Annotated in this window: 16 protein-coding genes; 5 read left to right on the top strand and 11 right to left on the bottom strand. The window is 68.3% G+C overall.

Going from position 1 to position 20740, the window contains the following annotated elements; genetic code table 11:
• Window positions 1-58: 58 nt before the first annotated feature.
• The 8 genes from ABZS61_RS13345 to ABZS61_RS13310 form a co-directional block, all read right to left on the bottom strand.
• Window positions 59-1693 (bottom strand): ABC transporter substrate-binding protein, encoded by a 1635-nt coding sequence (locus ABZS61_RS13345; protein ID WP_356418894.1) that lies wholly within the window; start codon window positions 1691-1693, stop codon window positions 59-61.
• A gap of 162 nt (window positions 1694-1855) precedes the next feature.
• Entirely contained in the window at window positions 1856-2998 is a 1143-nt protein-coding gene (locus ABZS61_RS13340) for a dipeptide ABC transporter ATP-binding protein (RefSeq protein WP_356418891.1), read from the bottom strand.
• Window positions 2991-4049: an ABC transporter ATP-binding protein gene (locus ABZS61_RS13335; RefSeq protein WP_356418888.1), complete on the bottom strand. Its 1059-nt coding sequence runs from the start codon at window positions 4047-4049 to the stop codon at window positions 2991-2993. Before ABZS61_RS13335 ends, ABZS61_RS13340 begins: the two co-directional genes overlap by 8 nt.
• 11 nt (window positions 4050-4060) lie before the next feature.
• Complete coding sequence (locus tag ABZS61_RS13330; RefSeq protein ID WP_356418885.1) at window positions 4061-5002, bottom strand: ABC transporter permease; 942 nt, start codon at window positions 5000-5002, stop codon at window positions 4061-4063.
• Window positions 4995-5924, bottom strand: a complete 930-nt coding sequence (locus ABZS61_RS13325) for an ABC transporter permease (RefSeq protein WP_356418882.1) — start codon at window positions 5922-5924, stop codon at window positions 4995-4997. The genes ABZS61_RS13330 and ABZS61_RS13325 overlap by 8 nt, the downstream gene beginning before the upstream one ends.
• Window positions 5925-6043: 119 nt before the next feature.
• Window positions 6044-7672 (bottom strand): ABC transporter substrate-binding protein, encoded by a 1629-nt coding sequence (locus ABZS61_RS13320; RefSeq protein ID WP_356418879.1) that lies wholly within the window; start codon window positions 7670-7672, stop codon window positions 6044-6046.
• 443 nt (window positions 7673-8115) lie between these two features.
• A complete protein-coding gene (gene typA / locus ABZS61_RS13315; protein ID WP_356418876.1) occupies window positions 8116-9990 on the bottom strand; it encodes a translational GTPase TypA in 1875 nt (624 codons plus the stop codon).
• Window positions 9991-10313: 323 nt separating this feature from the next.
• On the bottom strand, window positions 10314-12713 hold the full coding sequence (locus tag ABZS61_RS13310) for an ABC transporter family substrate-binding protein (protein WP_356418873.1): 2400 nt from the start codon (window positions 12711-12713) through the stop codon (window positions 10314-10316).
• Window positions 12714-12999: 286 nt separating this feature from the next.
• Between ABZS61_RS13310 and ABZS61_RS13305 the strand changes: the two genes are divergently transcribed.
• The 4 genes from ABZS61_RS13305 to ABZS61_RS13290 all read left to right on the top strand — a co-directional run bounded on the left by ABZS61_RS13305 (window position 13000) and on the right by ABZS61_RS13290 (window position 16808).
• Window positions 13000-13251 carry a hypothetical protein gene (locus tag ABZS61_RS13305; RefSeq protein ID WP_356418870.1) on the top strand — a complete coding sequence of 84 codons (252 nt, stop codon included), beginning with the start codon at window positions 13000-13002 and terminating at the stop codon, window positions 13249-13251.
• 90 nt (window positions 13252-13341) lie between these two features.
• On the top strand, window positions 13342-14124 hold the full coding sequence (locus tag ABZS61_RS13300; protein ID WP_356419400.1) for a hypothetical protein: 783 nt from the start codon (window positions 13342-13344) through the stop codon (window positions 14122-14124).
• Complete coding sequence (locus ABZS61_RS13295) at window positions 14125-16038, top strand: fumarate reductase/succinate dehydrogenase flavoprotein subunit (RefSeq protein ID WP_356418868.1); 1914 nt, start codon at window positions 14125-14127, stop codon at window positions 16036-16038. It begins immediately after the preceding gene.
• Complete coding sequence (locus ABZS61_RS13290; RefSeq protein WP_356418865.1) at window positions 16035-16808, top strand: succinate dehydrogenase/fumarate reductase iron-sulfur subunit; 774 nt, start codon at window positions 16035-16037, stop codon at window positions 16806-16808. The genes ABZS61_RS13295 and ABZS61_RS13290 overlap by 4 nt, the downstream gene beginning before the upstream one ends.
• 147 nt (window positions 16809-16955) lie before the next feature.
• On the opposite strand, the gene ABZS61_RS13285 is transcribed toward ABZS61_RS13290, so the two are convergent.
• Both ABZS61_RS13285 and ABZS61_RS13280 read right to left on the bottom strand, forming a co-directional pair.
• Window positions 16956-17507 (bottom strand): isochorismatase family protein, encoded by a 552-nt coding sequence (locus ABZS61_RS13285; RefSeq protein ID WP_356418863.1) that lies wholly within the window; start codon window positions 17505-17507, stop codon window positions 16956-16958.
• Between the two features lie 234 nt (window positions 17508-17741).
• Window positions 17742-18212: a MarR family transcriptional regulator gene (locus tag ABZS61_RS13280; protein ID WP_356418860.1), complete on the bottom strand. Its 471-nt coding sequence runs from the start codon at window positions 18210-18212 to the stop codon at window positions 17742-17744.
• Window positions 18213-18468: 256 nt separating this feature from the next.
• On the opposite strand from ABZS61_RS13280, the gene ABZS61_RS13275 reads away from it, so the two are divergent.
• Window positions 18469-19524 (top strand): LacI family DNA-binding transcriptional regulator, encoded by a 1056-nt coding sequence (locus tag ABZS61_RS13275; RefSeq protein WP_356418857.1) that lies wholly within the window; start codon window positions 18469-18471, stop codon window positions 19522-19524.
• A gap of 219 nt (window positions 19525-19743) precedes the next feature.
• On the opposite strand, the gene ABZS61_RS13270 is transcribed toward ABZS61_RS13275, so the two are convergent.
• On the bottom strand, window positions 19744-20724 hold the full coding sequence (locus ABZS61_RS13270; protein WP_356418854.1) for an acetylxylan esterase: 981 nt from the start codon (window positions 20722-20724) through the stop codon (window positions 19744-19746).
• Between the last annotated feature and the right edge of the window lie 16 nt (window positions 20725-20740).

The following is a 20740-nucleotide window of genomic DNA, read 5'->3' as shown; positions in this document are numbered from 1 at the left end:
GAGGGACCGGGAAGCCGGGCGGGCGGCGCGGTGGTCCGCACCGGCCGCCCGGCTCGGGTCACTTGACCTTGATCTGGTCGTACACCGGGACGCTGAAGACGTTCAGGGCGACGTTCTCGACCCGGTCCGAGTAGCCGGCGCTGCCGTTCTGGTACCAGAGCGGGATCACGGGCATCTGCTCGGCGAGAATCTTCTCCGCGTCCTGGAAGGTGCTGACGGCCGTGGCCTTGTCGGCTTCGGCGTTCGCCTTGTTGACCAGGCCGTCGAACTCCTTGTTGCTCCACTTGCCGTCGTTGGACGGGGCGTTGGTGTAGTAGAGCGGCTGGAGGAAGTTCTGGATGAGCGGGTAGTCCATCTGCCAGCCCGCGCGCCAGGCACCGGTCAGCTTCTGGGTGGACACCTGGCTGCGGAAGTCGGCGAACGTGCCGACCGGGCTGCCGACGCAGGCCTTGTTGTTGCCCATGGCGTTGTTGATGCTGTTGCAGACCGCGTCGACCCATTCCTTGTGGGAGCCCGTGTCCGCGTTGTACGAGATCTTGAGCTGGCCGCCGGGGATGCCGCCGCCGTCCTCGATCAGCTTCTTGGCCTCGGCCTTGTCGTACTCGCACGGCGAGCCGCACAGGCCTTCCTTGAAGCCGCCCTCCTCGCCGAGGACGGGGGAGGTCCAGTCGGAGGCGGGGGTGCGGGTCTTCTGGAAGATCTGGTCGGTGATCTGCTCACGGTTGATGGCCATCGACAGGCCCTGCCGGACCTTGACGGCGTCCGGGGTGTTCCACGCGTCCACGTAGAACGGGAAGGAGAGTGTCTGGATGATGCCGGCCGGGGTGTTGATGTACCGGTCCCCCAGGTCCGACTCCACGTTCTTGAGCTGCGAGGCGGGCACGTCGTCGACCAGGTCGAGGTTGCCGGCCGTCAGGTCGGTGTAGGCGGTGTTGTTGTCGGTGTAGACCTTGAGGTCGATGCCGCCGTTCTGCGCCTTGTCCGTGCCGGGGTAGTCGTCCCACCGGCGCAGGTTCATCGAGGAGCCCTTGGCGTACGAGTCGACGGTGTACGGGCCGTTGCCGACCGGCTTGGAGAGCCAGGCGTCGTGGTCCGAGTAGAAGGCCTTGGGCAGCGGTACGAAGGCCGCGTAGCCGAGGGTGTCGGGCCAGAGGGAGAACTTCTGGGACAGCTTGACCGTGAAGGTCGTCGGGTTGACCACCTTGAGGCCGGACAGGGTGTCGGTGCTGGCCTTGCCCGACTCGGGGTGGGCCTTGTCGTAGCCGTCGATGTAGGCGAAGAAGTACGCGTTCTTCTGGTTGTTCTTCAGCGCCGAGCCGTAGTTCCAGGCGTCCACGAACGACTGCGCGGTGACCTTCTCGCCGTTGCTGAAGGTCCAGTTGTCCTTGATGGTGATGGTGAAGTTCTGCGAGTCGGTGGACTCGATCTTCTCGGCGATCTCGTTCTCGGCCTCCCCCGTCTCGGGGTTGTACCGCACGAGCCCGCGGAAGAGCATGGAGAGGACCTTGCCGCCCTGCACCTCGTTGGTGTTGGCGGGCTCCAGCGGGTTCTGGGGGTCGCCCCAGGAGGAGCTCACGATCCCGTCCGCGCCACCACTGCCACCACCGCTGTCGTCCCCGCCGCCGCAGGCGGTAGCCGCCAGGGCGACGGCGACCGCGCATGCGGCCCACCTGGCGTGTGTGGCTCCGCGCATGGAGTGCCTCCTAGGGTTCCCGTGAGTAGCTCAATGCCTCATATCACCTCATATGACACCGCGTCGCATGTTCATGTCCGCCGTACGGGGACCGGCCCGAACACACGGAAGACGCCCGGCCCCACAGGGGGCCGGGCGTCTTCCGTTCAGCTGACCGATGAGCTACGCCGCGTGCACGACGTCCTTCTCCTCGGCGAAGTGGCACGCACTCTCGTGCGCGGCCGGAGTGTCCGAGGCCTTGAAGCGCTCGGGGATCGCCAGGAGCGGCACCTCGGTGGCGCACTTGTCCTGGGCCTTCCAGCACCGCGTACGGAAGCGGCAGCCCGACGGCGGGTTGGCCGGCGAGGGGACGTCGCCGGAGAGGATGATCCGCTCGCGTCCGTCACGGGCACTCGGGTCCGGGACCGGGACCGCCGACAGCAGCGCCTGGGTGTAGGGGTGCGTCGGGTGGTCGTAGATCTGCGTGTCCGTACCGATCTCGGCCATCTTGCCGAGGTACATGACACCGACCCGGTCCGAGATGTGCCGGACGATCGACAGGTCGTGCGCGATGAAGAGGTAGGACAGGTTGAACTCGTCCTGGAGCTTCTCCATCAGGTTGATGACCTGCGCCTGCACCGACACGTCGAGCGCGGAGACCGGCTCGTCGCAGATGATGATCTCCGGGTTGAGCGCGAGGCCGCGGGCGATGCCGATGCGCTGGCGCTGACCGCCGGAGAACTGGTGCGGGTACCGGTTGATGTACTCCGGGTTCAGACCGACGACGTCGAGGAGCTCCTGCACCTTGCGGCGCCGGTCGCCCTTCGGGGCCACCTCGGGGTGGATGTCGAAGGGCTCCCCGATGATGTCGCCGACCGTCATGCGCGGGTTCAGCGAGGTGTACGGGTCCTGGAACACCATCTGGATGTTGCGGCGCACGGCCTTCAGCGCACGGCCCGACAGCTGGGTGATGTCCTGGCCCTTGTAGAAGACCTCACCGGCGGTGGCCCGCTCCAGCGTCATCAGGAGCTTGGCGACCGTGGACTTGCCACAGCCGGACTCGCCCACGATGCCGAGCGTCTCGCCCTGGTAGAGATCGAACGAGATCCCGTCCACGGCCTTGACCGCGCCGACCTGCTTCTTGAACAGGATGCCCTGGGTCAGCGGGAAGTGCTTGACCAGGTTGCGCACCTGGAGGATCGGCTCCCCCTGAGACACCGGGGCCTCGATCGCCGCCACGGCCTCCGACTCGGTGGCCGCGTTGACCGTCGCCACTTCGGTGACGTTCGGGGTGGCGTCCACGGACTCCTTCTCGAGGTCAGCCATGGATCGTCTCCTTCCAGAAGTGGCAGGCGCTGCCGCGGCCGACCAGCTCGGTACCGTCCTGCTCGGTGACCGGGCGCAGTGCCGGGATCTCCGTACGGCAGATGTCCTGCGCCATCGTGCAGCGCGGGTTGAAGGCACAGCCGGACGGCACGTGCAGCAGGTTGGGCGGCAGGCCCTTGATCGCGTAGAGCTCCTGGCCCTTCTGGTCCAGGCGCGGGATCGACTCCAGCAGACCCTTGGTGTACGGGTGCGCGGGGCGCTTGTAGATCTCGTGGACCGGGGCGGTCTCGACGATCCGGCCCGCGTACATCACGGCGATCTTGTCGGCGACGTCGGCGACGACACCGAGGTCGTGCGTGATCAGGATCAGACCCATGTTGAAGTCGCGCTGGAGCTCCGCGAGCAGGTCCATGACCTGCGCCTGGACGGTCACGTCGAGCGCCGTGGTGGGCTCGTCCGCGATGATCAGGTCGGGCTCCAGGGCCAGCGCCATGGCGATCATGATGCGCTGGCGCATACCGCCGGAGAACTGGTGCGGGTAGTCGTTGACCCGCTCCTTGGCCGCCGGAATGCGCACCCGGTCCATCAGCGCGATGGCCTTGGCCTTGGCGTCCTTCTTGGAGAGACCCTGGTGCACACGGAACATCTCGCCGAGCTGGTAGCCCACGGAGAGCACAGGGTTCAGCGAGGACAGCGCGTCCTGGAAGATCATGGCGATCTTCCGGCCGCGGATCTGCCGGCGCTCCTCGTTGGACATCTTGAGCATGTCCTGGCCGCGGAAGAGGATCTCGCCCTTGGGGATGCTGCCCGGGGGCATGTCCAGGATGCCCATGATCGCCTGAGCGGTCACGGACTTGCCGGAGCCGGACTCGCCGAGCACGGCGAGGGTCTCGCCCGCGCTGACGCTGTAGTTGACGCCGTTGACGGCCTTGGCCACGCCGTCACGGGTATGGAATTCCACGTGCAGATCGCGGACTTCGAGCAGCGGGCCGCTCTCGTCGTTGGAACCACGCGGAGCAGGAACATCCGCTGTCTTGTCGATGATGGTCATGTACGCCTCCCTCAGCGCAGCTTGGGGTCGAGGGCGTTGCGTACCGCATCGCCGAGCATGATGAACGCCAGAACGGTGATCGACACCATGACCGACGGGATGATCAGCACGAACGCGGCGTTACGCAGCTGCTCCTGGCCGGAGGAGATGTCCACACCCCACGACACGGTCGGTTCGGCGAGACCGATACCCAGGAAGGACAGGGTGGCCTCGGCCGAGATGTAGCCGCCGAGCGCGATGGTCGCGACGACGATCACCGGGGCGATCGCGTTGGGCAGGATGTGCCGGAGCAGGATGCGGGTGGTCGAGGCGCCGAGCGCCTTGGCCGCCATCACGTAGTCGGCCTGCTTGATCGTCAGGACGGAGCCGCGTGCGACACGGGCGATCGAGGTCCAGCCGAGGAAGGCCAGCGCCAGGATGACGACCCAGATCTTGCGCTCCTCGAACGAGGTCAGGACGACCATCGCGCCGAGGATGAAGGGGACGCCGAAGAAGATGTCGGTGACCCGGGAGAGGATCGTGTCGATCCAGCCGCCGAAGTAGCCGGCGAGCATGCCGACCACGGTGCCCAGGATGGTGACGAGGGCGGTGACGACGACGGCGACGGTGATCGAGGCGCGGGCGCCGTAGACGACACGCGCGTAGATCGAGCGCCCCTGGATGTCGTACCCGAACCAGTCCTCCTGGAAGACGTTCCCCCACTTGGGCTTCTGCAGGTAGTGGTGGGCCAGGTCCGCGTAGCGCGGGTCTGCGCCGGTGAACAGGCCGGGGAATGCCGCCATCACCAGCAGGAAGAAGATCAGGACGGCCGAGACGACGAACAGCGGGCTGCGCCGCAGGTCGTGCCAGGCGTCCGACCACAGGCTGCGGGGCTTGCCCACGGGAGCGGCGGCAGCGGGCGCGGCCACGGCCTCGGGCTTGTCCGCGGTGGTTTCCTTGAGCGTCTCAGGCATAACGGATCCTCGGGTCCAGGACCGCGTAGAGCAGGTCGACGACCAGGCTGGCAACGAGATAGACGATGACGATCAGCGTCACGATGCCGACGACGGTGGCGCCTTCGCGGTGCCGGAGCGCGTCGAAGACGTTGTAACCGACACCCTTGATGTTGAAGATGCCCTCGGTGACGACGGCTCCGCCCAGCAGGGCACCGAGGTCGGTGCCGAGGAAGGTGACCACGGGGATCAGCGAGTTGCGCATCAGGTGGACGCCGATGATGCGACGGCGCGGCAGCCCCTTGGCCACGGCGGTGCGCATGTAGTCGGAGCGCAGGTTCTCCGCGACCGAGGTGCGGGTCAGTCGCGCCACGTAAGCGAGCGACAGGGACCCGAGGACCACCGCGGGCAGGATCAGCTCACTCGCGTTCGCCTCGAGGCTCACGTTGGGTTCGACCCAGCCGAGCTGGAAGGCGAAGAAGTACTGGCCGAGGAAGCCCAGCACGAACGAGGGGACCGAGATGAGCAGGAGCGTCAGGACGAGCAGACCGCGGTCGCGAAGGGTGTCGGCCTTCAGCCCCGCGAAGATGCCCATGGAGATACCGACGACGACCGTGAAGATGAAGGCAAACAGGGCCAGCCGGATGGTGATCGGGAACGCTTCCGAAATGATGTCGGCCACGGGTCGCCCACTGGCGATCTGTGTGCCGAAATCACCCTGGAACAGGTTCACGAGGTAGTTCCAGTACTGGTGCCAGAGCGGTAGGTCGAGACCCAGCTCCTTCTTCATGTTCGCGATCTGCGTCGGGTCGACGGTCTGCTCACCTGCGAGCGCGCGCACGGGATCGCCGGGCAGCGCGTACATCATGGAGAAGACCAGCAACGTCGACCCGAGGAAGACCGGGATCATCTGGAGCAGTCGCCGCGCGACATAACGCCCCATGTTCGCCTCCGATTTAGGGATAATGCAGCCCAAGGGCCGCTCTCCGGATTCGGAGAGCGGCCCCCGGGACCTACTGCCTGTGTGGGCGGCTGATGGCCTGGTGGGGGCCCTCAGGCGTGTTACTTGGTGACGGTGACTTCGGTGATGTTGTAGTCACCGTGGAAGTCGACCGTCACGTTGTCGACCGACTTCGAGTAGCCACCGTTGGTCTTGTACTCCCAGAGCGGGATCGCCGGCATCTTCGTCAGGACGAGCTTCTCGGCCTCCTGGTAAGCCTTGATCGACTCGTCCAGGGTCTTGGCGTTGTCGCCCTTCTTGAAGGCCGCGTCGACCTCCTTGTCGGAGAACCGGCCGTTGTTCGCCTCGGCGGTGGTGCCGTACAGCTCCCGCAGGAAGTTGACGTTCATCGGGTAGTCGGCCACCCAGCCACCGCGGTACATCGACTTGACCTGGTCGTTGTCACGCGCTTCCAGGTCGGTCTGGAAGTCCGGCTTGGCGTCCGGGATGCAGTCCACACCGGTGGAGTTGCGGATGGACTCGCAGACCGCGGTCACCCACTCCTTGTGGCCACCGTCGGCGTTGTACTGGATCCAGATCTTGTTGTCCGGAACGCCGCCGCCCTCGGTGACGAGCTGCTTCGCCTTGGCCGCGTCGAACTTGAACACGTCGGTGCCCAGGTCCTGGTTACCGGCCACGCCCGGGGGCGTGAAGCTGGTGGCGGGCTTGCGGGTGCCGTTGAGCACGGTCTTGGTGATCGTGTCACGGTCGATGGCCATCGACAGACCCTGCAGGACCTTCGGGTCGATGTCCTTGAAGGTCTTCGAGTAGAAGGTCGGGACGAGCGACTGGATCGCGGCGTACGCCTGGTCGATCGCGCGGTCGCCGAGGTCCTGCTTGTACTTCGGCAGGTCCTTCGGGCCGACCTGGCGGATCATGTCCAGGTTGCCGGAGAGGAGGTCCTGGTACGCGGCCTCGACGGTCGCGTAGTTCTTGAAGAGGACACCCTTGTTCTTGGCCTTGTTCGGGCCCTGGTAGTCAGGGTTGGCCTTGACGCGGATGAGCTTCTTGTGGTCCCACTTCTCGAAGATGTAGGGACCGTTGCCGACCGGCGCCTGGCCGAACGCCTTGGTGTCCTTGTAGAACACCTCCGGCAGGGGGGCGAAGGTGGTGTACCCGAGCTTGTACTCGTAGTACGGCACGGCGGTGTTGAGCTCGATCGTGAAGGTGGTGTCGTCGACCAGCTTCAGACCGGACATCACGTCGGACTTGGGGTCACCCTTCTCGGGGTGGACGTCCGCGTAACCCTTGATGTCCTCGAACCAGAAGGCGTTCTGCTGGTTGTTCTTGCTGTTGGCGTACCAGTTCCACGCCTTGATGTACGAGTCGGCGGTGACGGGGGTGCCGTCGTGGAACTTCCAGCCGGCCTTGAGCTTGACCGTCCACGTCTTCGAGTCGGTCGTCTTAACGGACTCGGCGTTCGTGTAGACGATGTTGCCGTCGGCGTCGAAGTCCAGCAGCTGCGTGAACAGCGACTGGATGACGTAGCTGCCGAGCGACTCGTTGGTGTCAGCCGGAATCAGCGGCTTCTGCGGCTCACCGACGTCGATGGACACGTAGCCCGCAGGCTTGCCCTTCTCCGTCGAGGCAGCCTTGCCGTTGTCGTCACTGTCGCCGCCGCCACAGGCGGTCGCGGCCAGGGCGATGATTGCCGCTCCCGCGACCCACTTGGCGCTCTTGGCACCGCGCATGGGTTTCCTCCTCATGAGTCCACTTTTGACTACAAGAGGGGCACTGGAGAGATCTACCGACACCCCTGACGGCGATCGTTTCAGTGCCCCGAGTGTGCTCGTGAGTCCGCACTCCCCACAGTGCGTCGACCCATTGACCCGAGCTCAATGGAGCCAACTATTAAGGAACACCGAGCTGTAAACCACACTTAAAGGGTCTCGGTTTGACAACATCAGGAAGCCGTGGTTGACCGAAATCCGGACAAAGGGATCCCAGACAGACACCCGCGAAACGGACCGTTAACACATGTTCCGGAGAGCGACGCCCGATATCCGGACACCTCGGGCAGAAAAACCGATTGACGAAAGGCCCGGCCCCCCACAGTCTCTGCGGGGGGCCGGGCCTCATGTCAATGGCTGGTGCAGGCGGTTTGCCGGCCGAAGCGGGCGCTCCGGATCAGCCGTCAGCCGTTCTTCGCACGCGAGGCCGTACGGCCGCGCTGCTTCTGGTCCAGGACGACCTTGCGGATACGGACCGTCTCCGGGGTCACCTCGATGCACTCGTCGTCGCGGCAGAACTCGAGCGACTGCTCCAGGGAGAGCTTGCGCGCGGGCACCACGTTCTCCGTGGTGTCCGCGGAAGCCGCACGCATGTTGGTGAGCTTCTTCTCCTTGGTGATGTTCACGTCCATGTCGTCGGCGCGCGAGTTCTCACCGATGATCATGCCCTCGTAGACCTCGGTGGTCGCCTCCGTGAAGATGACACCGCGCTCCTGGAGGTTGACCATCGCGAACGGCGTCACGACGCCCGCACGGTCCGCCACGAGCGAGCCGTTGTGACGGGTACGCAGCTCGCCGAACCACGGCTCGTGGCCCTCGAAGAGGGAGTGCGCGATGCCGGTGCCGCGGGTCTGGGTCAGGAACTCCGTACGGAAGCCGATGAGGCCGCGCGACGGGACGATCCACTCCATGCGGACCCAGCCCGAACCGTGGTTCGTCATCGTCTCCATGCGGCCCTTACGGGTCGCCATGAGCTGCGTGATGGCGCCGAGGTGCTCCTCGGGCGAGTCGATGGTCATGCGCTCGATCGGCTCGTGAGTCTTGCCGTCGACCTGCTTGGTGACCACCTGCGGCTTGCCGACGGTGAGTTCGAAGCCCTCGCGGCGCATCGTCTCGATGAGGATCGCCAGCGCGAGCTCACCGCGGCCCTGGACCTCCCAGGCGTCGGGGCGCTCGGTCTCCAGGACGCGGAGCGAGACGTTACCGACCAGCTCGCGGTCCAAACGGTCCTTGATCTGCCGTGCGGTGACCTTGTGACCCTTGCCGCCCTTGCCGACGAGCGGCGAGGTGTTCGCACCGATGGTCATCGAGATCGCCGGCTCGTCGACCGTGATCAGCGGCAGCGCGATCGGGTTCTCGGTGTCGGCCAGGGTCTCGCCGATCATGATGTCCGGGATACCGGCGATGGCGCAGATGTCTCCCGGGCCGGCCTTCTCGGCGGGCTTGCGGGTGAGCGCCTCGGTCATCATCAGCTCGGTGATGCGGACGTTGGAGATCGTGCCGTCCCGCTTGATCCACGCGACGGTCTGGCCCTTGCGCAGCTCGCCCTGCTCGACGCGGCACAGCGCGATACGGCCGAGGAAGTTGTCGGCGTCCAGGTTGGTGACGTGCGCCTGGAGGGGTGCGTCGGCGTCGTACTCCGGGGCCGGGACCGCGGAGAGGATCGTGCTGAAGAACGGCTCCAGGCTGTCGCTGTCCGGCGGAACCGTGCCGTCCTCGGGCTTGGTCAGCGAGGCGACGCCGTCACGGGCGCACGCGTAGACGATCGGGAACTCGATCTGGTCCTCGTCGGCGTCCAGGTCCAGGAAGAGGTCGTACGTCTCGTCGATGACCTCGGCGATGCGGGAGTCCGGGCGGTCCGTCTTGTTGATGCACAGGATGACCGGCAGCCGGGCCGTCAGCGCCTTGCGGAGCACGAAGCGGGTCTGCGGGAGCGGCCCCTCGGACGCGTCCACGAGCAGGACGACCGCGTCCACCATCGACAGGCCTCGCTCGACCTCACCACCGAAGTCGGCGTGGCCGGGGGTGTCGATGATGTTGATGGTGATGACGTCGCCGCCATCTTTCGGGTGGTACTTCACGGCCGTGTTCTTGGCCAGGATCGTGATGCCCTTCTCACGCTCCAGGTCGTTCGAGTCCATCATGCGTTCGTCGAGGTTCTCCGCGGCGTGGGCCGCGAAGGCGCCCGCCTGCTTGAGCATGGCGTCGACCAGCGTGGTCTTGCCGTGGTCGACGTGGGCGACGATGGCTACGTTACGGATGTCGTGGCGCGTGGGCATGGGTGGCTTGCGCTTCTCTCGGATCGTGGGATCAGGCGTCTCAGTCGGTCTCGAGTCCTCGTACGCCCGCCGGGCGGACACGCCACGGCTAGTCCAATGGTACGGGCCCGACGCGTCCTGGGCTTCCCGGCCCGATCCGCAGGACCGGACTCCACGCGGTATTCAGCTGGTATCAAGACATCATTCGGCCTACGACCGGCCGGACGGAGGGGGGTGTGGGGGGTGAGAGGCCCGGGTCTGGGCAGAGACAACCTTGCCCGCCGGGGGTCCCGGCGGGCAAGGGAATTGAGCTGGTTCTGAGCTTCCAGTACGGCCTTGACCTGCTACTTCTTACGATTCGCGGGGGAACCTGCCGCTTGTCGCCCGGTGAACCCGATGTCTTCGTACCGAGGTGCGGCGAAGCCGAAGGCACCGACGTTCGCGAGCTTCTTGTTCACGGCGACCAGCTGTGGCCGCTGATACAGCGGAATCGATCCGGCGGCGGCCCAGATCCGTGCGTCCGCCTGCTTCAGCAGATCCCTGGACGCCTCGGCGTCGAGCTCGGAGACGGCCTGGTCGAAGAGCTGGTCGATGTGGTCCGAACCGACTCGCGTGTAGTTCTGCTCGACGAGCAGCGACCCGTCGGTCGCGGGCTCGGGCTTGGAGAAGATCGGCCGGCCGTCGGTCGCCGGGTAGGCGGTGGCCGGCCACGAGTACAGCGCCAGGTCGTAGTCGCCGGAGGCGATGTGGTCCTTGAAGTAGCTGTCGTCCGAGACCTTGGTGATCTGCGTTCCGATGCCGATGGTGTCCAGCATCTCGACGATCCTTTCGCCGACGCTGCGCAGCGACTGCGAGCCGGGGCCGGACGGCAGGACGAATCGCAGCGTCAGGGGCTTGCCGTCCTTGCCGAGCCGGCCGCGGACCGAGGCGGGGGCCGGTGCCGCTGTGCCCACGGGGGCGTAGGCGCCGGCGGCGCCGGGCTGCCTGTCCTGGGCGGAGACCTTGGCGCCGTCCCCGGCTGCGGTGCGGGCGAGCGCGCCGGCCTGGCGCCGCAGGGCGGCACTGTGCGCTGCGGCGGCCGAGGCGGTGGCGAGGGCCCGGCCGGGCCGGCCGCCCGGCTTGTCGTCACCGACGATGTACATGCCTTCCTTGCGGGAAGCCTCGTCGTCCTTGCCCGCGTCGTCCGACCCTGCCGCGTCCGACCCGGCTTCGTCGGCCTTCGCGGGTTTTGCGGACTTCTCGGACTCGTCCGCCTTCTCCGCCGGCTTCTCGGCCTTCCCGGACTTCTCGGCCCCGGGCGTCGCTCCCTTCTCCTCCGCCTTTTCCGCGGCCTTCTTCTTGTCGGCCTCGCTGCCCGCCTCCTTCGGCGTCACGGCCGCTCCGGCCTTCGTCCAGCCGGCGTCGGCCAGCAGCGCCTGCGCCTCCTTGGTGTCCTGCTCTCCCAGCGCACCGCTGCCGTCCTTGTAGGCGGGCTGCCCGGCCAGGGCCAGGTGGCTGCCGGGCGGCTTCGCGGGCAGGCCCAGCGGCTTCAGGACGAGGTCGGCCAGCTCCTGGCGGTCCAGGGCCCGGGCAACGGCGCGACGGACCCGGTCGTCGGAGAGGGGGCCCGATTCCCCGTTCAGGGCGAGCTGCGTGTAGGCGGGCTCCAGGGACTTGCGTACGGCGAAACTGCCCAGCGACTTCTGCTCGGCCGCGTACGCCGCGACGGCCGCGCGGTTCTCGGCGCGGGCCGCCTGTGCGGTCTCGGCGGCCTCCTCGTCCGATCCGTGGGCCAGGGCCCAGGAGCGCAGGGCGGCCGCGGGGGTGATGTCGGCTCCGGGGCCGTGGGCGGGCGGCTGCCCGTTCCCTCCCCGGTAGCGGGCCGCGAGGGCGATGCGGTTCGCGGTCGCCGGGTCGACGTCCGCGACGTCCACGGTGCCCGCGGTGAGCGCCTTGTCGCGCTTCTGGGGTTCGACGGTCCGGAAGACCAGGGATTCGAGCTTGGCCTCGGCGCCCCACCAGCGCGGGTTCCGGTCGAGGGTGACGGTCCCCTTGGTCTTGTCCACGGCGCGCAGCCGAAACGGTCCTGCGGTGTTCTTGAGGGTCGTCCTCGCACCGTCGTTGAAGGTGCCCGGGGATCCGGTCACCTCCTTCGGGTACAGCGGGGAGAACAGTGCGCGCCAGTCCGCGTACGGCTTGGAGAAGGTGACTCTGACCTGCAGGTCGTCCTTCCCACGTTCGATCTTCTCGATCCGCTCGTAGCCGGCGTTGCGCGCCGTCCAGTACGCCGAGTCCTTGCCGCTCAGCGCGCGCCACTGCGCGACGAAGTCGGGGGCACCGATCTCCCGGCCGTCGCTCCACACGGCCTGTTGGTTGAGCTTGTACAGCACGACCTGCTTCGGCTCCTGCTCGATGACCTTCGCCGACTCCAGATAGTCGGGGTTGAGCCTGGGCTCACCCCGCGCGTCCATCGGGAAGAGGGAGGGCAGCAGGGCCCCCGTGATCCGGGTGGTCGCGCTGTCCGCGTCGGACTGGAAGGTGTTGAGGGTGGCGGGCACCGCGTCGATCGCCCAGTTGAGCGTGGATCCCTCGGTGACCCGGTCGCGCGATGCCGGGGCGATGTCCTGCGGGACGGCCACCGAGGCGGCGCCCTCGCCGCCCGAGCTGCAGCCGGCCAGCACCGGGATCGTGAGGACACCTGTCGCCAGGAGCGCGACCGAGCGGCGCTTTCGGGCCGTCCCCTGTGGGATGCCGACGTGGGCCATGGCTGATACCTCCGGGGCCGGCCCGGCCCACCCCGTACCGGAATGGACCGGATTATTTGTTCTGGTGGCATTTGCAGTTGATCACACTGATTCGTTGACCCACTGAACCCACCTGCACGCGGGTCGGACTGCAGGCACGGCCCGTACGGCGGCAAACCTCACCCGAGCGGCCCCACCCCGCGCCCCGGCCACGGAGGCCTGCCGGGCCCTTGTGGAGCGGCGGTGTGACGCGTAACACTCTCAGGCACACAACTGCGCACCGCCATCGCGGGAGGTTGGTCAAATCATGTCTCTGCACGATGAGTTGACAGCCGTTCAGCACTGCCTCGACGACCTGGTCCGCACAGTCGGCCGGTTGGAGCGGACCATCGCGCAGCTGCGCGCCCAGGACTCCGCCACGACGGAGACCCCCGGCCCCGACACTCCCGGCGGTCCCGGCCCCGGGGTCATCACCATCACCGAGACGCCGTACGACGCCGCCTTGTGGACGGACTCGGACGACGAGGGTCTGGGCGTCCGCGGCAGGCACGCCTTCTAGGAGAGCTCCTTGGCCACCGGTACGGAACCAGGAACGGAACCACCGAGGCCCGCCGCGCCGCCGACGGGCACCACGAGCGCCGGGGCAGGGGTGCGCGGAGCGACGCGCGCCGCCATCGCCGCCCGCCATCTGCGCACCGACCGGTGGTGGCTGGCGCCCGCCGCGACCGCCGCCGGTCTCTTCGCCTTCATCGTCTACTCGACCTGGCGGGCGTTCTCGAACGCCGACTACTACGCGGCCCCCTACGTGTCGCCGTTCTACTCCCCCTGTCTGGCGGAGAACTGCGTCCCCATGCGGGGCGGCCCGAACTGGGACGTACTCGGCACCTGGTGGGGCCTCTCCCCCGCGCTGATCATCCTGATCTTCCCGCTGGGCTTCCGGCTGACGTGCTACTACTACCGCAAGGCGTACTACCGGGGCTTCTGGGCCTCGCCCCCGGCCTGCGCGGTCGCCGAGCCCCACACGACGTACACCGGCGAGACCCGCTTCCCGCTGGTCATGCAGAACATGCACCGCTACTTCTTCTACGCCGCGGTCCCGGTCGCCGGAATCCTCACGTACGACACCGTGCTCTCCTTCCGCGACGAGCACTACGCCTGGGGACACATAGGGCTCGGCTCGCTGATCTTCCTGGTCAACATCGTGCTGATCTGGGCGTACACCCTGTCCTGCCACTCCTGCCGCCACATCATCGGCGGCCGGCTGCGGCACTTCTCCGAGCACCCGGTGCGCTACCGGCTGTGGGGCTGGGTCGGCAGGCTGAATGCCCGTCACATGCTGCTCGCCTGGGCCTCGCTGATCAGCGTGGCGCTCTCGGACTTCTATGTGTACCTCGTCGCTTCCGGCGCCTTCGACGATCCGAGGTTTTTCTGAATGACACAGCTCGAACGGCAGCAGTGGGACGTCGTCGTGGTCGGTGCCGGGGGTGCCGGGCTGCGCGCCGCGATCGAGGCCAGGGAGCGCGGAGCGCGTACCGCGGTCATCTGCAAGTCGCTCTTCGGCAAGGCGCACACCGTCATGGCGGAGGGAGGCATCGCGGCCTCCATGGGCAATGTGAACTCGGGCGACAACTGGCAGGTCCACTTCCGCGACACGATGCGCGGCGGGAAGTTCCTCAACCAGTGGCGGATGGCCGAGCTGCACGCCAAGGAGGCGCCCGACCGGGTCTGGGAGCTGGAGACCTGGGGCGCGCTCTTCGACCGAACGCCGGACGGGAAGATATCCCAGCGCAACTTCGGCGGCCATGAGTATCCGCGACTCGCACACGTCGGGGACCGCACCGGACTCGAACTGATCCGTACGCTCCAGCAGAAGATCGTCGCCCTCCAGCAGGAGGACCACCGCGATTTCGGCGACTACGAGGCCCGGTTGAAGGTCTTCCAGGAGTGCACGGTCACCGACGTCCTCAAGGACGGGGACCGGGTCGCGGGCACCTTCTGCTACGAGCGGGAGTCCGGCCGCTTCTTCGTGCTCGAAGCCCCCGCCGTGGTCCTCGCCACAGGAGGCATCGGCAAGTCCTTCAAGGTGACGTCGAACTCCTGGGAGTACACCGGCGACGGCCATGCGCTGGCCCTGCTCGCGGGAGCGCCGCTGCTGAACATGGAGTTCGTGCAGTTCCACCCGACCGGCATGGTCTGGCCACCGTCGGTGAAGGGCATCCTCGTCACCGAGTCGGTGCGCGGCGACGGCGGGGTACTGCGGAACTCCGAGGGCAAGCGGTTCATGTTCGACTACGTCCCCGATGTGTTCAAGGAGAAGTACGCGCAGTCGGAGGCGGAGGGCGACCGCTGGTACGAGGACCCCGACAACAACCGGCGTCCGCCCGAACTGCTGCCGCGCGACGAGGTGGCCCGCGCGATCAACTCCGAGGTGAAGGCGGGCCGCGGCTCACCTCACGGCGGGGTGTTCCTCGACGTGTCGACCCGGATGCCCGCGGAGAGGATCCGGCGGCGGCTGCCCTCGATGTACCACCAGTTCAAGGAGCTGGCGGACGTCGACATCACGGCGGAGGCGATGGAGGTCGGACCGACCTGTCACTACGTGATGGGCGGGATCGCCGTCGACTCCGACACCGCCAGCGCCCTCGCCGTCCCCGGGCTGTACGCGGCCGGCGAGGTGGCCGGCGGCATGCACGGCTCCAACCGGCTCGGCGGGAACTCCCTCTCCGACCTGCTGGTCTTCGGCAGGCGGGCCGGAGCGCACGCCGCCGAGTACGCGAGCTCGCTCGGCACACGGCCCGTGGTGGACCAGGACCGGATCGACACGGCGGCGGCCGAGGCCCTGCGGCCGTTCGGCACCGATGCGGCCGGTACCGGCGGGACGCCCGCGGAGAATCCGTACACCCTGCACCAGGAACTCCAGCAGACGATGAACGACCTGGTCGGCATCATCCGGCGGCAGCACGAGATGGAGCAGGCGCTGGAGAGACTGGCGGCGCTCCGGGAACGGGCGAAGCACGCCGTCGTCGAGGGGCACCGGCAGTTCAACCCCGGCTGGCACCTCGCACTGGACCTGCGGAACATGCTGCTGGTCAGCGAGTGCATCGCCCGGGCCGCGCTGGAACGCACGGAGAGCCGGGGCGGGCACACCCGCGAGGACTGCCCCTCGATGGAACGCTCCTGGCGCCCCGTCAATCTGCTCGCACGGCTCGCCGAGAACGACGACCCCGCCCAGGGCCTGATCGAACTGGTACGTACGACGACCGAACCCATCCGTCCCGACCTGCTCTCCCTCTTCGAGAAGGAGGAGCTGGTCAAGTACCTCGCCGAAGAGGAGCTGTACGAGTGAGCAGCTACGAAGCCAGGTTCAGGGTGTGGCGCGGGGACACCGACGGCGGTGAGCTGAAGGACTTCGCGGTCGAGGTGAACGACGGGGAGGTCGTCCTCGACATCATCCACCGGATCCAGGCCACCCAGGCGGGCGATCTGGCGGTGCGCTGGAACTGCAAGGCGGGCAAGTGCGGTTCGTGCAGCGCGGAGATCAACGGACGGCCCCGGCTCCTGTGCATGACACGCATGTCGGTGTTCCGCCGGGAGGAGACGATCACGGTCACTCCGCTGCGGGCCTTCCCGGTCGTGCGCGATCTGGTGACGGATGTGACCTTCAACTACGCCAAGGCACGCGAAGTGCCCGCCTTCGTACCACCGCAGGGGGTGAAGGCGGGCGACTACCGGATGCAGCAGGTCGACGTGGACCGCTCCCAGGAGTTCCGGAAGTGCATCGAGTGCTTCCTGTGCCAGGACACCTGCCACGTGGTGCGCGACCACGAGGAGAACAAGACGGCGTTCGCCGGACCACGCTTCCTGATGAGGGTGGCCGAGCTGGACATGCACCCCCTGGACGCCGCCGCCGAGTCGGGACTGGACCGGAAGGCGACGGCGCAGGAGGAAAACGGCCTGGGCTACTGCAACATCACCAAGTGCTGTACGGAAGTGTGCCCCGAGCACATCAAGATCACGGACAATGCGCTGATCCCGCTGAAGGAGCGGGCCGTGGACCGCAAGTACGACCCGCTGGTGTGGCTGGGCAACAAGATCCGGCGGCGGGAGGGGGCCTGACCGGCCTGTGAGGACACCCGGCAGCCCTTGGGCCCTGGGCGTCCTGGCGTCTGACTCGTCCTCTTGGCGCTCTCGTCCCTCTTGGCGTCTTGCCCTCTTGGCGCTCTCGTCCCTCTTGGCGTCCTGTCCTCTTGGCGCCCTGCCCTCTCAGCCGAGGAGCTTGACGATCGCGGCGGTGGTGTCGGTCTCGCCGAGCCTCGGGAAGATCTTCTCGACACTGTTGCGGTGGGCTTCGGCGTCCATGTCGGTGACCGCGTCCGTGGCGACGGTGACGTGGTATCCGTGCTCGTGGGCGGAACGGGCGGTGGACTCGACCCCGATGCTGGTCGCGATGCCCGTCACCACGATCTGGGTGATGCCGCGGCGGCGGAGCCGGAGGTCCAGGTCGGTGCCGTAGAAGGCTCCCCACTGCTGCTTGGTGACGACGATGTCGCCCTCGCGGGGCCCGAGTTCGGGAACGAGGTCGGCCCAGTCCGCAGCGGGCCGGCCGGCCGGCGCGGAGCCCTCCGTGCGGCCGGGGGCCCCGCCGGTGACACGGACCAGGACGACCGGGAGACCCTTGGCGCGGAAGGCCTCCGCGAGGGTCGCGGAGTTCGCGACGATGTCCGCGGCGGGGTGAACGGTGGGGCGGCCGACGATGCCCTTCTGGAGATCGACGACGACGAGCGCGGTCTTCGGGTCCAGGGTGGTGGCGGTCATGCGCGTACTCCTTGTGGTGCGGGGGGGGTGATCCTTCGCGTGCGCGCAGGGTGCGGGGCGCGGACGCTGACGGTCGGGATGATCAGCAGGAGCGCGGTCGGTCAGGCGCTCGCGCCGGGACCTGATGCGCACGCGCCTCCGGGGCTGCCTAAGCCCCGGGGCCGTTGCGCTCAGGGGTGATTCAAGGGGTGCGCCGGGTCGCGCGCTGTCCTGTGTCCGGTCACTTCTCGATGGTCACCTCTCGACCAGGCGGCCGATGAGCGCGACGGCCTCAGCGACCGTTCGGCGTTCTTCCCCGTCAAGTTCGGCGGTGATCGCCTCGGCGAGCCAGCTCCGCTTGGCGGCCCGGACCTCGGCCAGCGTGGTGCGCCCCGCGTCCGAGACGGACACGACCGATTTCCGCCCGTCCGACGGGTCGGGGGCGCGGCAGACGAGACCCAGGTCCCCCAGCGCCCCGAGGGTCAGCCGCATCGACTGGGGCCGCACGAGCTCCGCGCGGGCCAGCGCCGCGGTGGTGGCAGGCCCGCCCTCGTCCAGTCTGGCCAGCACCGACCGCTGGGAGGGCGTGAGCAGACTGTCCGCCGAGCTGGTGCGCAGCCGCCGGAGCAGCCGGCCCACCACGGCCGCGAGGTCGGTCGCCACGCGTTCCGCGCTCGGGTCGGCGACATTCCGGTCCCGGGGAGCTGGGGAAGAAGTACTGGACATGGTTCGACCGTAAAGATGCACAGGGCACCTTGCAAGGCTGCCTGTCTATATTCTGACCAGGATTCGGTAAAGGGGTCTCAGGAGCGTGAACGCGTCGCGCGCCACACCGTTCGGCCTTGCTCGCCCGCCGGCCCGCGATCTAGGGTGAATGCGCTTTCAAAGGACCGGTCGGCACCGAGTCGGCCACCCGGGAGCACACGTACCAGCACACGCATCAGGCGCGTCGCTACGGAAGAAGAAGCGGACGGTCGGTCGAGTGAGCGCCCCCACGGTGTACGACGTCGCCGAGCGGTCGGGCGTCTCCATTGCCACGGTCTCCCGGGTCTACCGGAACCCGGATTCCGTGCGGGCCCAGACACGCGAGCGGGTCCTGGAAGCGGCCCGCGAACTCGGTTACGTACCGAGCGGGAACGCCCGTGGCCTGGCCAGCCGCACCACCGGTGTGCTGGGCCTCTGCTTCCCGGACTACGCCGACCCGGATGCCGAGGCGGACGCCGAGGCGGACAGCGACGCCGACGACGCGGTGATGCTGTACTCCGACCAGATCATCCGCGGCATGGAACGGGCGGCGCGCCGGCACGGTTACGCCCTGCTGATCGCCGCGTCGCTGGAAGGCGGGCCGGAGAGCCTCGTCGCGAAGGTCGCGGGGCGGGTGGACGGCTTCGCCGTACTGGCGCAGACCGTACCGACCGAGGACCTCGAGGTGATATCGCGCCGACTGCCGGTGGTCATGCTCGCCGGGCCGCGCGAGATCGACCACCTCGACCACATCGTCGTCGCGAACGCCGACGGGGAGCGCGAGCTGGCCCGCCATCTGATCGAGGACCACGGCCTGCGCCGGCTCGCCTTCGTCGGGGGCGACTCCGCGTCACCCGATGCCGAAGCCCGGTTCCGTGGTTTCCGCGAGGCATGCCGTGAGGCCGGGCTGCCGGTGCCGGACGCACCGGATCTCCGGACGCGGATGATGACGCAGGCCGAGGGCGCCCGAGCCGCGGAGACGCTGCTCGATCGGGACCTCGAGCGGCCGCAGGCGGTGCTCTTCGCCAATGACCAGATGGCGGTGGGCGCGCTGCGCGCGCTGGAGAGGCGCGGGGTCCGGGTACCCGACGACATCGCTGTGACCGGATTCGACGGCATCCCGCTGAGCCGGATCGTGCGGCCGTCACTGACGACCGTGCGGCAGCCGATTCGGCAGCTGGGCGAACAGGCCGTGGAGTTGCTGGTGCAACGGCTGGCCGACCGGGACCGTGAGCCCGTGTCGCTGGAGCTTCCCGTCTCGCCGGCCCGGCGGGCGAGCTGCGGCTGCGGCTGACCCGGGCACGCGGGCAGCCAGGCACCCGGTCATCCGGGCACTCAGGCGGACTGCGCCGCTCCGGGGTCACCGCTTGAGCCACACGGTCCGGCCACCGTCCGGGTCACGCGGTCCGGTCACCGCCTGAGCCACGCGGTCCGGTCACCGTCTGAGCCACGCGGTCGGGGTCACCTTCCGAGCCACACGGTCCGGATCACCGTCCGAGCCACACGGTCCGGATCACCGCCCGAGCCACGCTTCGAAGAACCGCTGCCGACGGGTGCTGAGCTCGGCCAGTTCGGCAGCGCGCCCCTCGTACTCGAAGTGCCCGGCGCCCAGCACCAGCAACTCCCGCGGTCCGGGCAGCGCGTTGTGTACGGCGAACTGGCCCGGCGGCGGCACCGCAGGATCGAACAGCGCTGCGGCGACGAACGTCGGCAGTTCCAGCCGTGCGGCGGCCGTGGCTGCGTCGAAGTAGCGCAGAACCTCCGTGACGCCGGGGTGGTCACGGTGGTGCGCCCGTACCGACTCCCCGCTGCCGCTGCAGGGCAGGGTGAGCCGCAGCGGATGGTTGCCGAAGGTCGGAACGGTGAGCTGCGCGGCGCCGAACCGCTCGTCCCAGGGCAGCGCGAGCGCGCCGAGGCCGCCTCCGAAGCTCTCGCCGACATAGCCGAGGGCACCGGGACCGCGCAGCTCCGGCAGCAGTTCCTCCAGGGCCGAGGCCGCGCACCACAGGTCGGCCACGCAGTCGCCGATGACATAGGTGTCGCGCGACCCGATGCCGTGCAGAACATGCCCGGCGGCCTCGCTGGGCATGCCGGGCCACAGACCTCGGCTTCCCATCCCGCGCACGCAGGGCAGGATCGCGGCGGACCGGGGCAGCGGCAGCGGCACCTCCGCCCCCGGGTCCTGCCGGCCGCCGTAGCCGTGTCCGATGACGAAGCCGTGCTCCGCGGGCCCCTCGACGGGCAGCGCCAGCCAGCCGCCGAGACGCAGCCCGCCCACGGAGGTGAAGGACACCTCGTGCAGCCGGACGCCGTCGCGCTCGCCTTCCGCCGGGCCGATCTCGGGAGCGGTGGAGACAGCACGGGCCTCGCTGTACCGCTCCTTCCAGAACGCCTCGAAATCCTCGGGCGCGGCCGGTGCCGGTATGCGCAGCAGCTCGTCGAGCGTGTGCCCATGGGTCGGATCGAAGGGAAAGCCATGCGCGAACGAAGCCATGGCCGGGACGATAGCG

The organism is Streptomyces sp. NPDC005566, from assembly GCF_040605575.1.
In the GTDB taxonomy this organism is placed as follows: Bacteria; Actinomycetota; Actinomycetes; order Streptomycetales; family Streptomycetaceae; genus Streptomyces.
This window is presented reverse-complemented; position numbering and strand designations above follow the sequence as displayed.